The sequence below is a fragment of the Pseudomonas sp. CFBP13509 genome, from assembly GCF_005233485.1.
GTDB lineage: Bacteria > Pseudomonadota > Gammaproteobacteria > Pseudomonadales > Pseudomonadaceae > Aquipseudomonas > Aquipseudomonas marginalis.
The window spans coordinates 1-14,702 of sequence record NZ_QGAA01000006.1 but is presented as its reverse complement, the minus strand read 5'-3'; the positions used below and the strand labels follow the sequence as shown (position 1 = coordinate 14,702).

The 14,702-nt window shown below is 60.8% G+C and carries 16 protein-coding genes; 2 read left to right on the top strand and 14 right to left on the bottom strand.

Annotation, left to right across the window (positions count from 1 at the left end):
* Window positions 1-58 precede the first annotated feature (58 nt).
* From PspCFBP13509_RS11450 to PspCFBP13509_RS11405, 10 genes are all read right to left on the bottom strand, one after another.
* Complete coding sequence (locus tag PspCFBP13509_RS11450; RefSeq protein ID WP_027603638.1) at window positions 59-295, bottom strand: hypothetical protein; 237 nt, start codon at window positions 293-295, stop codon at window positions 59-61.
* Between the two features lie 103 nt (window positions 296-398).
* On the bottom strand, window positions 399-1,004 hold the full coding sequence (locus PspCFBP13509_RS11445; RefSeq protein WP_027603637.1) for an START domain-containing protein: 606 nt from the start codon (window positions 1,002-1,004) through the stop codon (window positions 399-401).
* A 41-nt stretch (window positions 1,005-1,045) separates the two neighbouring features.
* Window positions 1,046-1,300: a YkgJ family cysteine cluster protein gene (locus PspCFBP13509_RS11440; RefSeq protein WP_065940713.1), complete on the bottom strand. Its 255-nt coding sequence runs from the start codon at window positions 1,298-1,300 to the stop codon at window positions 1,046-1,048.
* A 162-nt stretch (window positions 1,301-1,462) separates the two neighbouring features.
* Entirely contained in the window at window positions 1,463-1,954 is a 492-nt protein-coding gene (locus PspCFBP13509_RS11435) for a translation initiation factor 2 (RefSeq protein ID WP_137212057.1), read from the bottom strand.
* Window positions 1,955-2,058: 104 nt separating this feature from the next.
* Window positions 2,059-3,498: an aminotransferase-like domain-containing protein gene (locus tag PspCFBP13509_RS11430; protein ID WP_017527404.1), complete on the bottom strand. Its 1,440-nt coding sequence runs from the start codon at window positions 3,496-3,498 to the stop codon at window positions 2,059-2,061.
* A 271-nt stretch (window positions 3,499-3,769) separates the two neighbouring features.
* The gene (locus PspCFBP13509_RS11425) at window positions 3,770-4,585 is read right to left on the bottom strand and encodes an OmpA family protein (RefSeq protein WP_065946914.1); all 816 of its coding nucleotides are present in this window, start codon (window positions 4,583-4,585) and stop codon (window positions 3,770-3,772) included.
* The gene (locus PspCFBP13509_RS11420) at window positions 4,582-4,944 is read right to left on the bottom strand and encodes a DUF4398 domain-containing protein (RefSeq protein ID WP_115489087.1); all 363 of its coding nucleotides are present in this window, start codon (window positions 4,942-4,944) and stop codon (window positions 4,582-4,584) included. Before PspCFBP13509_RS11420 ends, PspCFBP13509_RS11425 begins: the two co-directional genes overlap by 4 nt.
* A gap of 9 nt (window positions 4,945-4,953) precedes the next feature.
* Window positions 4,954-5,769: a substrate-binding periplasmic protein gene (locus PspCFBP13509_RS11415; protein ID WP_137212056.1), complete on the bottom strand. Its 816-nt coding sequence runs from the start codon at window positions 5,767-5,769 to the stop codon at window positions 4,954-4,956.
* An 84-nt stretch (window positions 5,770-5,853) separates the two neighbouring features.
* Entirely contained in the window at window positions 5,854-6,783 is a 930-nt protein-coding gene (locus PspCFBP13509_RS11410) for an electron transfer flavoprotein subunit alpha/FixB family protein (RefSeq protein WP_065946916.1), read from the bottom strand.
* A gap of 2 nt (window positions 6,784-6,785) precedes the next feature.
* Window positions 6,786-7,535, bottom strand: coding sequence for an electron transfer flavoprotein subunit beta/FixA family protein (locus PspCFBP13509_RS11405; RefSeq protein ID WP_065924817.1), 750 nt, complete (start codon window positions 7,533-7,535; stop codon window positions 6,786-6,788).
* 533 nt (window positions 7,536-8,068) lie between these two features.
* Here PspCFBP13509_RS11405 and PspCFBP13509_RS11400 point away from each other — a divergent pair.
* On the top strand, window positions 8,069-9,733 hold the full coding sequence (locus PspCFBP13509_RS11400; protein WP_027603630.1) for an electron transfer flavoprotein-ubiquinone oxidoreductase: 1,665 nt from the start codon (window positions 8,069-8,071) through the stop codon (window positions 9,731-9,733).
* A gap of 80 nt (window positions 9,734-9,813) precedes the next feature.
* Here PspCFBP13509_RS11400 and PspCFBP13509_RS11395 read toward each other — a convergent pair whose 3' ends face one another.
* On the bottom strand, window positions 9,814-10,707 hold the full coding sequence (locus tag PspCFBP13509_RS11395) for an AraC family transcriptional regulator (protein ID WP_027603629.1): 894 nt from the start codon (window positions 10,705-10,707) through the stop codon (window positions 9,814-9,816).
* 222 nt (window positions 10,708-10,929) lie between these two features.
* Here PspCFBP13509_RS11395 and PspCFBP13509_RS11390 point away from each other — a divergent pair, with 222 nt between their 5' ends.
* On the top strand, window positions 10,930-11,982 hold the full coding sequence (locus PspCFBP13509_RS11390; protein WP_065924818.1) for an NAD(P)-dependent alcohol dehydrogenase: 1,053 nt from the start codon (window positions 10,930-10,932) through the stop codon (window positions 11,980-11,982).
* 182 nt (window positions 11,983-12,164) lie between these two features.
* Here the strand turns inward: PspCFBP13509_RS11390 and PspCFBP13509_RS11385 are convergent, their stop codons facing one another.
* From PspCFBP13509_RS11385 to PspCFBP13509_RS11375, 3 genes are all read right to left on the bottom strand, one after another.
* Complete coding sequence (locus PspCFBP13509_RS11385; protein ID WP_027603627.1) at window positions 12,165-12,968, bottom strand: IclR family transcriptional regulator; 804 nt, start codon at window positions 12,966-12,968, stop codon at window positions 12,165-12,167.
* An 87-nt stretch (window positions 12,969-13,055) separates the two neighbouring features.
* Window positions 13,056-14,021, bottom strand: coding sequence for an L-arabinose ABC transporter permease AraH (gene araH / locus PspCFBP13509_RS11380; RefSeq protein WP_065924819.1), 966 nt, complete (start codon window positions 14,019-14,021; stop codon window positions 13,056-13,058).
* Between the two features lie 19 nt (window positions 14,022-14,040).
* Window positions 14,041-14,702 (bottom strand): ATP-binding cassette domain-containing protein (locus tag PspCFBP13509_RS11375; protein WP_137212055.1); only part of this gene is annotated, 662 nt, incomplete at its 5' end.

Below are 14,702 nucleotides of genomic sequence, written 5' to 3'. Positions count from 1 at the left end.
AGAGTAGCGCGAAGCTATCACCTCCACCAGAGGTGCTTGAATGGCATACAGGAAATGTTCAGGCGGCGGGAGAGATGTCGAGGATTTGAATACTGTTCTGGTCTTTGAGGATCTTGACCGTTGGCTCGGGCTTGCGGCCCTCAAGGTCGTTGAGGTCCAGTTCGGCGGCCACGGGCACCAGCTTGTTGCGGATCATGTGTGCCGCATCTTCGAGGCTGGGCTTGTGCTCGCAGGTGAACTGCTCCACGGACTGTACGCCGTGATCATCAACGAAGGTAATCTGCCACTTTTGCATCGGTGCCTCCTCGATAAAACCCATGTGTGGGCTTACCTCTATCTGGACCTTGAGGGCTCGGCAAACGTTCCACTCAAGTCAGGAAGCACCGGATCAAGCACAGTTATTTTTCAGCGTGTTCCTTCAAGGCTTTCAGGGTGTTGAACGGCGCTTCCACCACGAACTTGTTGGCCAGCCACGACGGCACGCTGCCGCCTGGCTCGGTGTGTACCTGGTAGGTGACTTCGGTCTCATTGGCGCCTTTAGGGACCAGTTTCCAGAAGCCCTCGACCTGAGCGACACGCACGTAGCCTTTTTCTTCGGGCTTGTAGGTCGGCACGCCCTGCAGCTTGCGGGTTACGCTGCCGTCGGCGTCCTTGGTGGTGGTGACATGGATGTATGAATCACGATCGGTCACCGGGAAAGGCGCCTTGAACTGGGTGTAGGTCCAGGCCTCATCGCCTTTCTTGTCCACCAGCTTCTGGGATTTGCACTCATGAATCCACGAGCAGGCACCGGCCACATCTTCCTGCAGGGCCTGGATCCTGGCGACAGGCGCCTTGATCACGGTCACACCGCGATACGCCTTGTATTTGGAGCCGGCGACTTCGCTCAGGGACACCTTGATACCGTCTTCATCCTTGGCAACCTGCCAATCCTCAGCCTGGGCAGTGGCAGCAAATACCAGCGTAAAACCGCACAGCACAGCCATTCGTTTCAGCGAACCCATTGTCGTATTCCTTATTGTTGAAGTTCCGATAGTAAAGCCCCTCAAGCCGCCGTCATCTGCTCCCACCAGCCGATCAACCGGATCGCATCGGCCTGGTCGGTGCCGCAGACATCGATATCCGCCTTGAAATCACTGCACACCGCCGGGCGCTCCGGTCGGCCGAACAGTTGGCACAGCTGTTCGACCGACAGGTGCAGGCAGCGTTCGCCCGCCGGTTTGCCATTGGGCATACCGGGTAAGGGCGAACTGATGGAGGGGGCGATGCAGCAGGCGCCACAGCCTTCACGGCAATTCATGACCAGCAGGTCCTCGACGACTCAATAGGGACGGCCGGGCTAGGGTACGCCCTTAAACAGCCGTTTTAAAATGGGTTAACAGGGGTTTTTCGCACAAAATAAAAGTGACCGACCAGTCTGCGACAGATGGTCGATGGCCTGCGTCACTTGGTAGGAAAAAGTTTATTGCTTGAACTCGAATTCCAACGCGGCACCTTCCACTTCACGGCGCTCTTCGTTGCGCAATTGCAACTTCATCTCATTGCTGAGCAAACGGCCGTTGATCTGGAACGCACTGTTGTCGGTGGGCTTTTCACCGAACATCGGCGGCAACAACGGCACGCTCTTGGGCTTGGGCACGGTACCCAGGGGCTGCAGGTGCCTGACCATGTCCGAAGGCAGGGACAAATCCAACTGTGCCGGTGGCAGTTTGGTCTGTGCCACTTCCTGGGCTGACTTGGATTTTTTCGCCGTCGACGCACGTTTTTTCGCCGTGGCGGTTGGCTTCTTCGCGACGGGGGCTTGCTTGGCGGTGGAAGGTTTTTTTGCCGGGGCATCCGGCTGGGTATTGGCAGCGGGCTTGTTTTCAGCCACGGGTGCCGCCGCCAGCGCTGTGCCGACGTTACACAGGCTTAACAGGCCAATCACCAAAGCAGCGCGAACAATCGAGGTCATATTGCCTACAGCATTAACGGCAGAGGGCCATATGCTCGCTTGTTGTGCGCGGCATGACAAGCGCGGTGATCAGCCAGCTATCGGCGCTGCCCCTTTTCGGCGCCTCAAAAGCCGGCTGCGGTTTCCTGGCATAGCTGGCTGGCCAGCATCCCCAGGGTCATCAGCGCACGCTCTGCTTCGCGGTTCCAAGGTGTGCCGCAGTTAAGGCGAATGCAGTGGTTGAACTGCTCGGTATTGCTGAAGATCAAGCCCGGCGCAATGCTGATGCCCTGTTGCAGGGCGCGCACGTGCAGTTCCTGGGTATTGACCCGCCCAGGCAAACTGACCCACAAAATAAAGCCGCCCGTCGGACGAGTCATCTGGGTGCCTTCCGGGAAATACTGCTGCACCGCCAGTTGGAAGGCGCTGAGATTCTTGCGGTATTCCTGGCGGATGTAACGCAGGTGCCGGTCGTACCCGCCGTTCTCCAGATACGCTGCCACGCCCATCTGGGTGACGCTGCAGGCCGAGTGGGTGCTGAACATTTGCAGGCGCTGGATTTCCTGCTGGTACTTGCCGGCGATCATCCAGCCGATGCGCACACCCGGCGACAAGGTCTTGGAAAAGCTCGAGCAATAGATGACCCGGTCCAGGCGGTCATAGGCCTTGAGAGCCTTGGTGCGGCCGAGTTCGAACATCAGTTCGCCGTAAATATCGTCTTCGACAATCTGGATATCAAAATCCGAGGCCAGGCGCAGCAACTGTTTCTGCCGTTCCTCGGGCATGGTGCCGCCCAAGGGGTTGCTCAGGCGCGTGGTCAACACCAGGGCCTTGATCGACCATTGGTTGGCGGCCAGTTGCAGGGCTTCCAGGCTCATGCCGGTGGACGGGTCGCTGGGGATCTCGATGACCTTCAGGCCCAACAGGTCGGCCAGTTGCAGCAAGCCGTAATAGGTCGGCGATTCAGCCGCGATCAAGTCGCCGGGACGTGTCAGCACCCGCAGCGACATCTGCAAGGCGTCAACACAGCCGTGGGTGATCACCACTTCGGAGGGGTCCACCACCACGCCGGCGTCACGCATGCGAATCGCCACCTGGCGGCGCAACGGCTCGAAACCGGGGCTGAACATGTAGCTGAAGGCGCGTGGGCTCTGGAAGCGCGTGACCTTGGCCAGTTGCTGGTGCAGCGCCCGGACCGGCAAGTAGTCGACACTCGGCACGGCGGCGCCCAAGGGGAACACGCCTTCGCGGCGCGACTCACCCAATACTTGCTGGATTATGCTGCTGCGGGTGACCAACCCCGGGCGCTCGACCCGCGCGATGTCCGGCGTCGGAGCGGTGAGCGCCGGCGTCTGGTGCACGTAGTAACCGGACTGCGGCCGTGCCCGGATCAGCCCCTGGTCTTCCAGGTTGGCGTAGGCCTGCAATACCGTAGCGTGGCTGACATTGAGCTGGGAGCTCATCTTGCGCACCGAGGGCACGCGCTCGCCAGGTTGATAGACACCGCGACGGATGTCCTCAGCCAGTTGCTGGGCGATACGTTGGTAAAGCAACAGATTGGTCATGACGCAGCACTCGATTTCACGGGTATTTTATTTTTGTGTGAAACATACCAGCACAGTTTAGAAGTGTACGGGGACAGTTGCCACAATAGTCGAGCGCGCGCGGGAGTGACAGTAAAAACTGTAAGGTGAGTGGAGAGAATACTCAGATGTATACAGAACAATGTGGGAGGGGGCTTGCTCCCGATGACGGAGTGTCAGTCGCCGAAAATAGTGACTGATCCACCGCTATCGGGGGCATGCCCCCTCCCACACTTTTGATTTGCGCAAGGCTTCAGCGAGCGGCGCCCAGTTGGCCTTTCTCGTCGGAGAACACTATTTCTACGCGACGGTTCTGCGCGCGGCCACGTTCGGAGGCGTTGGCTTCCACCGGGTACTGGTCGCCGTAGCCCTCAACCTGGATGCGTTTCTCGTCGATTCCCAGGTCCACCAGCACATCGGCCACCGATTGCGCGCGATCACGGGACAGTTTGACGTTTTCCTGCTGACCACCCGTATTGTCAGCGTACCCCTCGATGCGCACCACACGCTTGGGGTTCAGTTGCAGGAACTGCACGATTTTCAATACGGTGCGGTTCGCCGAGTTTTTCAACTCCGCTTCACCGGTATCGAACAGCACGTCGCCCAGGGTCATCACCAGGCCACGATCGGTCTGAGTGGTGGTCAGGCTGGCGATCTGTTCTTCGAGCCATTTACCCTGCTGCTGCACGCTGATCAGCTTGCTTTCACGCAGGGCCAATTGCAGGCGCTGGCGTTCCAGTTCGAGCTTGGCGGCACGCTCTTCGTTAAGTGTCTGCTCGGTGTGTTCGCGGGCGATGGCACTGTAGCGCTGGCTCAGGTAGGCGTAATGCACCACGTCGGCACCGCTGCCCCAGTAGCTGGACAAGCGGTCGGCCCGCGCCAGGGATTCACCGGCGCGGATCACGTCCTTGGGTGCGATACGCAGCACGTTGGCGTCTTCCTTGACCTTCTGGAAGTCGCTGCCCGCCTGTTGCAAGGCCTGTTCGCCACTAGGGTGGCTGGCACAACCGCCCAGTGCCGCACTGCCCAGCAGCACGGCACAGCCCAGACCACGGATCATCGGGTTCATTGGGCTTCTCCCAGCTGCAATTGCTTGCGCAGGCGCGTGATGCGGGTATTGAGCACGTTCAGTTGTTCCTGGCTCTTGCGGGTCAGCACCTGGGCTTCGGCCAGGCGCGCATCCAGCTCGGCCTGTTCGGCCTGCATGCGCGCGTCCTTGTAGGATTGCTCGGCCATGTCGGCCTTGGCCTGGGCGAATTTGTCTTCGGCCAGTTTCAGTTCGGGTGATTCATCGGTGCTGGCGCCCACGGCGTTGGCTTGTTCCAGGGCTTGCTGGGTGAGGCGAATTTGTTCATTCGGCGCAGGATCGGCTGCACATCCCGCCAGAGCGACAACGGCGAGGGCCGCGAAAAAAGGTCGAAGAGTCACTGAAAATCCCTACTTTGTTGGGGTGCCGACGGGTTGTTGCAATTGCGCTTTCCAACGCTCCAGATTGCGCTGCAGCGCGGCTTCCGTCACACCAGACCCGGGCAATTCTGTCATCTTTTTGGCCAGCTGTCCGCGCAGCCACGGATCATTGCAGGCCGAGTTGTGGGAAATCGCCAGGTACAGGCCGGGCTGATCGACGGGCACGTCGCGGGCCACCAGGTCATTGCTCATCCCTAACGTCTGGGCCATGGCCATGCCGGAGTAACGCCCGGCCAGCACGTAGTCCACTTCCCCCAGCAGCAGTTTCTGGAAGGCCGGGGTCAACGTGGGCAGGCGTTGCAGGGTCAGTTGCTGGCCGGCGAAGGTTTCAAAGTCGCGGCTCAAGCGTGCTCGCTCCGACACTGCACCCTTGTGGCCATGCAGGTCGGCCGCCGTGGTATAGGCCAGCGCCGAATCCTTGCGGGTCCAGACCAGATAATCGAGCTGTACCAGCGCCGGGTGGATGTAGTCGAGGGTTTCCAGCTCGCCAAGGTTCAGCGGTGCATCGGCGAGGATGTCCATGCGCCCGCTGCGCACTTCGTCCAGGGCCAGGGAACGCTTGCGGCCGTAGAGCAGATCGATTTTCAACCCAAGCTCCTTGGCTACCTGTTGCAAGACATCGGCGGTGGCGCCGATCAGGTGCGTCGGGTCTTGGGGATCGCGCCACAGCAGCGGCGGTGCGTCCGGGCTGCCGGTGATCACCAGGCGGTCACATTTGCCGGCTGCCTGGGTCAGGCTCGGCAGCAGCGTAAGTCCCAGCAGTACGGCCCAGGGGCGCAGTTCCATGGCGGTTTCTCCGGCGTTCAAAAAAGCCCGGGCCAAAAAAAGCCCGGTCACTAGACCGGGCTCTTTATAAGTGAAGCGGCTGGATTAGACCAGCTTCTCCAACTCAGGTACGGCTTCGAACAAGTCCGCCACCAGGCCGTAATCGGCCACCTGGAAGATCGGTGCTTCTTCGTCCTTGTTGATCGCGACGATCACCTTGGAGTCTTTCATGCCGGCCAAGTGCTGGATCGCGCCGGAGATACCGACGGCGATGTACAGCTGTGGCGCAACGATCTTGCCGGTCTGGCCGACCTGCATGTCGTTGGGTACGAAGCCTGCGTCGACGGCCGCGCGGGAGGCGCCGACCGCAGCGCCGAGCTTGTCGGCCAGGGCGTACAGGTGCTTGAAGTTGTCACCGTTCTGCATGCCACGGCCGCCGGAAACGACGATCTTGGCAGCGGTCAGTTCAGGACGATCCGACTTGGCCAGCTCTTCGCCAACAAAGCTGGACGTGCCAGCATCGTGGGCAGCAACAACGGCCTCAACGGCAGCCGAACCACCTTCAGCGGCAACCGGGTCGAAACCGGTGGCACGCACGGTGATGACTTTGACGGCAGCGGTCGATTGCACGGTGGCAATCGCGTTACCGGCATAGATCGGGCGCTTGAAGGTGTCGGCGCTTTCTACCGAGATGATCTCGGAGATCTGGTCAACATCCAGCTGCGCGGCAACGCGCGGCAGGATGTTTTTGCCGTTGGAAGTGGCGGCAGCCAGGATGTGGCTGTAGCCAGCGCCCAGCTCTGCTACCAGGGGGGCGACGTTTTCCGGCAGTTGGTGAGCGTAAGCGGCGTTGTCGGCCAGCAGTACTTTGCTTACGCCAGCCACTTTGGCTGCAGCCTCAGCCACGGCGCCAGCGCCTTGACCGGCGACCAGTACGTGGATGTCGCCACCGATTTTAGCGGCAGCAGCAACAGTGTTCAGGGTGGCCGGGGCCAGCACCTTATTGTCGTGTTCTGCGATTACCAAGATAGTCATGATTAGATTACCTTCGCTTCGTTTTTCAGTTTCTCGACCAGTTCAGCCACCGACTTGACCTTGATGCCCGCGCTGCGTGCAGCCGGCGCTTCAACTTTGACGGTCTTGTTGGTGGAGGCGGTGGAAACGCCCAAAGCATCCGGAGTCAGCACTTCGAGAGGCTTCTTCTTGGCTTTCATGATGTTTGGCAGGGACGCGTAGCGCGGCTCGTTCAAACGCAGGTCGGTGGTGACGATGGCCGGCAGTTTCAGGGAAACCGTCTGCGCGCCGCCGTCGATTTCGCGGGTCACGGCAACGTTGTCGCCGCTCACTTCGACTTTCGAAGCGAAGGTGCCCTGGCCGTAACCGGTCAGTGCAGCCAGCATCTGGCCAGTCTGGTTGTTGTCGCTGTCGATCGCCTGTTTGCCGAGGATCACCAGCTGAGGCTGTTCCTTGTCGACAACGGCCTTGAGCAACTTGGCCACGGCCAGGGAGGTCAGCTCTTCAGCGGACTCGACCAGGATAGCGCGGTCGGCACCCAGTGCCAGGGCGGTACGCAACTGCTCTTGAGCAGTGGTCGGGCCGATGGAAACCACAACGATTTCAGTCGCCACGCCTTTCTCTTTCAGGCGTACGGCTTCTTCCACGGCGATTTCACAGAAAGGGTTCATCGACATCTTGACGTTAGCAAGGTCGACGCCGGAATTGTCCGCCTTGACGCGAACTTTCACGTTGTAATCGACAACGCGTTTGACAGCTACAAGAACCTTCATGGATTCCTCGTTACTCTCCGGTGAAAAGAAAGTCGCCTAGGCGAACCTGGCGGTTGATGCTCATCGGCACACAAGGGCACCTCCAAAAACGGCGGCGAATGACCTTGCTCACGGGAAGTGATGACCGTTCGTCAGTGGTGACTGGGAGGTCATTCTTTATCGCGGCGTGTAAACTGCGCGCCATCAATTAAACGCGCGTCACCTGTTTTGCCTTTGCCGTGCTTTTGGACGTGCTCTTGAAACCTACAGTCTGCCTACGGTCTGTGCAAAACCGACCGTATATTGACCGGAACGCCTATTCTGGTCAATACGGCAAAATGGCCAGTCATAAGCCGCGTTGCTTTGATTTACCTAGCCTGCGGGCAATTCAAACAAACGTTTGTATTGGACGCTGACAGTGGTCTATATATAATGCGCCACCTAGAGAGACAGGTGGGTCATCCCCTGCCGTTGCGCACGGCGATGACGGACACGACACCGAACCTCCACCCATTAGAAAAAAAGCCTGTTGAGCCTTGAGTAGGAGATAGCCTGTGGAACGCGAATACATGGAATTCGACGTGGTCATCGTCGGCGCTGGCCCGGCGGGCCTGTCTGCCGCCTGCCGACTGAAGCAGAAGGCCGCCGAAGCCGGTAAGGAAATCAGCGTCTGCGTGGTCGAGAAAGGCTCCGAAGTGGGCGCACACATCCTCTCCGGTGCCGTGTTCGAGCCCCGTGCCCTGAACGAACTGTTCCCGGACTGGAAGGAACTCGGCGCCCCGCTCAACACCCCCGTGGTGCGCGATGACATCTATGTGCTGCGCAGCGCCGACACCTCCACCAAGGTGCCAGACTTCTTTGTGCCCAAGACCATGCACAACGAAGGCAACTACATCATCTCCCTGGGCAACCTGTGCCGCTGGCTGGCTCAGCAGGCCGAGAACCTGGGCGTGGAAGTCTACCCAGGCTTCGCCGCCCAGGAAGCGCTGTTCGATGAAAACGGCGTGGTGCGCGGGATCATCACCGGCGACCTCGGCGTCGACCGTGAAGGCCAGCCCAAAGAAGGCGTCTACACCCCGGGCATGGAACTGCGTGGCAAGTACACGTTGTTCGCCGAAGGCTGCCGTGGGCATATCGGCAAGCAGTTGATCCAGCGCTTCAACCTGGACAGCGACGCCGACGCCCAGCACTACGGCATCGGCCTCAAGGAAATCTGGGAAATCGACCCGGCCAAGCATCAGCCAGGCCTGGTGGTGCACACTGCCGGTTGGCCGCTGGACATCATGAGCAACGAGAACACCGGTGGCTCGTTCCTCTATCACCTGGAAAACAACCAGGTGGTCGTCGGCCTGATCGTCGACCTGTCCTACAGCAACACCTTCCTGTCGCCATTCGACGAGTTCCAGCGCCTCAAGCACCACCCGGTGCTGGCCCAGTACCTGGAAGGCGGCAAGCGCATCAGCTACGGCGCACGCGCCCTGGCCAAGGGCGGTATCAACTCGTTGCCGAAGATGGTGTTCAAGGGCGGCGCGCTCATCGGCTGCGACCTGGGCACCATGAACGTGGCCAAGATCAAAGGCAGCCACACTGCGATGAAGTCCGGCATGCTCGCTGCCGATGCCGTGGCCGAACGCCTGCTGGCCGAATCCGAAGGCGGCGATGAGCTGACCAACTATGTCGACAGCTTCAAGGCAAGCTGGCTCTACGAAGAACTGTTCGCCAGCCGCAACTTCGGCCCGGCGATGCACAAGTTCGGCCCGATCATCGGCGCCGGCTTCAACTGGTTCGACCAGAACATCCTCGGCGGCAAGATGCCGTTCACCCTGCACGATACCAAGCCGGACTACGCCTGCCTGAAGCTGGCCAAGGACAGCAAGAAGATCGACTACCCGAAACCCGACGGCAAGTTGAGCTTCGACAAGTTGAGCTCGGTGTTCATCTCCGGTACCAACCACGAAGAAGAGCAGCCGTGCCACTTGAAGTTGAAAGACCCAAGCATCCCGATCGGCACCAACCTGCCGCTCTACGATGAACCGGCGCAGCGTTACTGCCCGGCCGGCGTGTATGAAGTGATCACCCAGGAAGACGGCGAGAAGCGCTTCCAGATCAACGCCCAGAACTGCGTGCACTGCAAGACCTGTGACATCAAGGACCCTTCGCAGAACATCACGTGGGTCACACCGGAAGGTGCGGGTGGGCCGACTTACCCGAATATGTAAGCCAAGCGAGGCTCCCGAATGGGAGCCTTTTTTATGCAGTCAAACTCGGTCAACTGTGGGAGGGGGCTTGCCTGAAATGACTAGGCAGCCCGCTCTTCGCCAGGGTTACGCTCGAAGTAGCGCTTGTACTCGCGACTGAACTGCGACGTACTCTGGTACCCCACGCTGTGCGCCGCCTGCGCCACGCCCATGCCCTCCACCAGCAGCAACTGCTGAGCCTTGAGCAAGCGCAAACGCTTCAAGTACTGCACCGGCGACAACAGCGTGCAGCGTTTGAAATGCTCGTGAAACGTCGACGCACTCATATGCGCGTACCCCGCCAACGTCTCGATATTCAGCGGCTCGGCGTAATGGGCATGCAGGTGATTCAACGACGTGGCGATCCGCGAAAACTGCCCTTGCTGTTCCACCAAGGCGCGCAGCACATCGGCCTGGGGGCCACGCAAGGCGGTGAACAATAATTCCCGCACCCGCGCCGGGCCCATGATCCGGCTTTCCAGTGGATCGTGCAGGCACTGCAGCAGCCGCTCGACGCAGCCGCGCATGGCGTCATCCAGGACCACCGAACTCATCGACTCCAGGGTTTGCGCGGTCGGCGGCGGACCGGCCTGCATGCCCATGGCCATCACCAACTCACCCAGCACCACGCGGTCGATGCCCACGGTCACCCCCAGCAGCGGCGCACCGGGCGCCATGGCGAACGTCTCGCACTCGAACGGCACCGGCATCGCCTGGATCAAGTAGTGCCCGGCGCCATACTCCAGCGTACGCGGGCCCAGGTAGGCGACCTTGCTGCCTTGGGCCACGAACATCAGGCTCGGCTCGTAGATCTGCGGGCCGCGCGCTACGTCGCAACTGGCGCGCAGTACTTGCACACCCGGCAGATGGGTCGGGGAGAAACCGTCGCGGGACGTCAGCCCCTCGATCAGGGCAACCAGCGTGGCGTTGGCATCAACATGGCGGGTCAATAGCATAAAAGCAGTTCTCGGGAGTTTTCAGATCTGAGCATCAGCAAGCTTCAAGCCTCAAGCTGCAAGAGAGCACGCAGTTTATAGCTTGCGACTTGTAGCTTGCTGCTTTTAGCGGCTCCTCCGGAGCTTTAGGCATGAGACTCGGAGCAATCGCCATGGCCGCATCAGGGGGTGACGCGGAAAATGGCCCGCCTCATCTGTCCCTGCTTTTGCGAGGTTTTCGCCATGTATACCGCCATCGGTTACGCCGCCCAGTCGGCCACCACTCCCCTCGCCCCCATGTCGTTTGAACGCCGCAGCCCGCGCGCCGATGACGTGGCCATCGAGATTCTCTACTGCGGCGTGTGCCACTCCGACATCCACCAGGCGCGCAACGAATGGGGCATCGCCGTGTACCCGCTGATGCCGGGCCACGAGATCGTCGGCAAGGTAACCGCCGTCGGCGCCCGCGTGACCGCGCATAAAGTCGGCGACCTCGTCGGCGTCGGCTGCATGGTCGATTCGTGCCGCCACTGCGAAGCGTGCAAATCGGACCTCGAGCAATATTGCCTCGAAGGCCCGACCATGACCTACGCCACCCCGGACCGCGTCGATGGCAGCAACACCATGGGCGGTTACTCCGACAGCATCGTGGTCAGCGAGCACTTCGTGGTGAAGATCCCGGCCAAGCTCGACCTGGCCAGCGCCGCGCCGATCCTGTGCGCAGGCATCACCACCTATTCGCCGCTCAAGCACTACGGCGTCAAGGCTGGCGACAAGGTCGGGATTCTCGGCATGGGTGGCCTGGGCCACATGGGCATCAAGTTCGCCAAGGCCATGGGCGCGGAAGTGACACTGTTCACCCGCTCGGCTAGCAAGGCTGAAGAAGGCCGCCGCCAGGGTGCCGACCATGTGATCGTGTCCACCGATGCCGAACAGATGCAAGCCGCCGCCGGCAGCTTCGACTTCCTGCTCGACACCATCCCGGTGCAGCACGACCTGAACCCCTACCTCGACGTGCTGCGCTTTGATGGCGTGCACATCCTGGTTGGCCTGATCGAGCCCGTGGACCCACCGGTCAACGCCGCCAAACTGGTATTGGGACGTAAAGTGCTGGCAGGTTCGCTGATCGGTGGCATTGCCGAAACCCAGGAAGTCCTGGATTTCTGCGCCGAGCATGGCATCACCTGCGACATCGAAATGCTCGACATTCGCCAGATCAACGAGGCCTACACCCGCATGATCGCCGGTGATGTGAAGTACCGCTTTGTCATCGATATGGCGACCTTGAAGGCCTGAGTGCCCTCACCCCACTCCCAGTAGATACCAACACCGCGTAAACCCGTAGCAGCTGCCGAGCGCAAGCGAGGCTGCGTTGCGGTGTGTCAGATACACCGCTGACGCAGCCTCGCTTGCGCTCGGCAGCTGCTACGGGGGGCCTTCATACTATGGGTGGGAGGGCCTTCACGCTACGGGGCTGGTCAGGCCTTCGCACCCAACTCCGCTGACAGCCGCGCTGCGACCTGTTTGATCACAGGGATCAGCTCGGCCATTTTCTCCAGCGGCATGTAGGGCACGGTACTGGCGATGCTGATGCCGGCGACGATTCGCCGGCTGGCATCGCGCACCGGTGCCGCCACGCACCGGATCGACGGTTCGTTGTCTTCCAGGTCGAACGCATACCCGCCCACCACATACTCACGCATGCGCTGCTCGAACTGCGCCCAGGATTGTTCTGGATGCTGCGGCCATTGCAGGTTTTTCCCACCCGCCGGCAGGCTGGTCTCGTACAAACGCTGCCACTCTTGCACCGAGTCATCCAGCAGCATCGCCTTGCCCACGCCCGTGCGCGCCAACGGCATGCGATGGCCGACCCGCGAGCGCATTTCCGGACCGTTGCGGCCAGGGTTCTTGTGCAGGTAGAGCACGTCGTCGTATTCGCGAATGGCCAGGTGGATGGTGTCGCCGGTCAATGCCGACAGCTCATCCAGGTACGGCACCGCCAGGGTCACCAGCGGCAGCTCTTCGCGGGCCTGAAATCCCAGCTCGATCAACTTCGGCCCCAACAGGTAGCCGACTTGCGGCACCACGCGCAGGTAACGCTCTTCCACCAGGCAACTGGCCAGGCGGTGGGTGGTGCTGCGGGTGGTGCCGATGCGCCTGGCGATCTCTTTCAGATCCCGCGCACCGGCCGCCACCGCCTGCACGACGCCCAGGCCACGCAGCAGGGTCTGGGTGCCGGTGGGGGCTGCGTCTTTGACGGGGGTGTGGGCGTTTTCCTGCATATCGGGCCTATAGGTATGAAAGCGGGGGCATTATGGCAAATACCGCCCCTCAATACAGTGGCGATCCAAAGGTGGGAGGTGTTCGATCTAGCGCTGCTTCATGCGGTCGATGATGACCGCCAGCAACAGGATCGAGCCACGAATCACGTACTGGTAGAAGGTGTCGATATTCTTCAGGTTCATCGCGTTCTCGATGATCGCCAGGATCAGCACCCCGGCAATCACATGGCGGATCATGCCGATGCCGCCGCTCAACGACACCCCACCCAGCACGCAGGCGGAAATCACCGTCAGCTCGAACCCCTGGCCGATCATCGGCTGGCCCGAGGTCATGCGCGAGGCGAGGATCACCCCGGCCAGCGCGCCGATCAGGCCGTGCACGGCAAAGATGATGATCTTGGTGCGATCAACGTTCACCCCCGCGAGCAACGCGGCTTCCTGGTTCCCTCCGATCGCCATGGTGTTGCGCCCATAGGTGGTGTAGTTCAACAGCCAGCCAAAAAACACAAAGCACAGCACGGTGATGATGATCGGCACCGGCACGCCCAACAGTTGGCCGTTGCCGAACACAAAGAAATCCTCGTTCATCACCCCCACCGCCTTGCCGTTGGAGAAGATGTAGGCCAGGCCGCGCACGATCTGCATGGTCGCCAACGTCGCGATCAACGCATTGATACGCAGCTTGGCGATGACAATGCCGTTGATCAGCCCTACCACCAAACCCATGGCTAATGCAGCGGATACACCGAGCGCCACGCTGTCGGTGTCGCGAATCACGATCCCCGCCACCACACCGGCGCAGGCAATCACCGAGCCCACCGACAGGTCGAAGTGCCCCGACGCCAGGCAGAACAGCATGGTGCAGGCGGCGATGCCCACGGTGGAAATCGCCAGGCCCAGGCCGCGCATGTTCAGCGGCGAGAGGAAGTTGTCGATAAACAACGCGCTGAGCACAAAGATGCCCAATGCCGCCAACAGCATCACCCAGTCATCGAGAAACTTGCGCTGGTTGAAGCCCGGCCAGAAGCCCTTTGCAGTTTTTACCTGAGACATGCCTACACCCTCTTATTCTTCAAGCCCGCGAACGCGGGAGTGCCAGTTGCAGCAGGCGTGCTTCATCCGCTTGATCGCGGCTCAGTTCGCCGGTCAGCGCGCCTTCGCTCATCACCAGGATGCGATCGGAGATGCCCATCACTTCCATGAGGTCGCTGGACACCACGATCACCGCAATGCCCTGGGCCGCCAGGTTATGAATGATCTGGTAGATCTCCGACTTGGCGCCGATGTCGATGCCGCGAGTCGGTTCGTCGAGCAGCAGCACCTTCATCGGCATCGACAGCCAGCGGCCAAGAATGGCTTTCTGCTGGTTGCCGCCGGACAGGTACATGATTTTCTGTTCAGCGTTAGGCGTTTTGACTTTCATCGCCTTGATCTGCTGGTCGGCGTTGCCCTTTTCCCAACCGTCGCGCAACAGCCAGCCAAACGACGCATGGGCGCCACGGGCACTGATGTTGATGTTCTCGGCGACGCTTGCGAGCGGGAGGATGCCCTCCTTCTTGCGGTCCTCGGGGCACAGCAGTACACCGGCGGCGATGGCATCACGCGGTGAGCGCAGTGTCAGTGCTTCACCGCAGAGCTCCAGGCTGCCGGCGCTGGCGCGTTCCAAGCCGCTGAGCAAACGGAACAACTCCGTGCGCCCTGCCCCCACCAGGCCGAACAGACCGAGAATCTCGC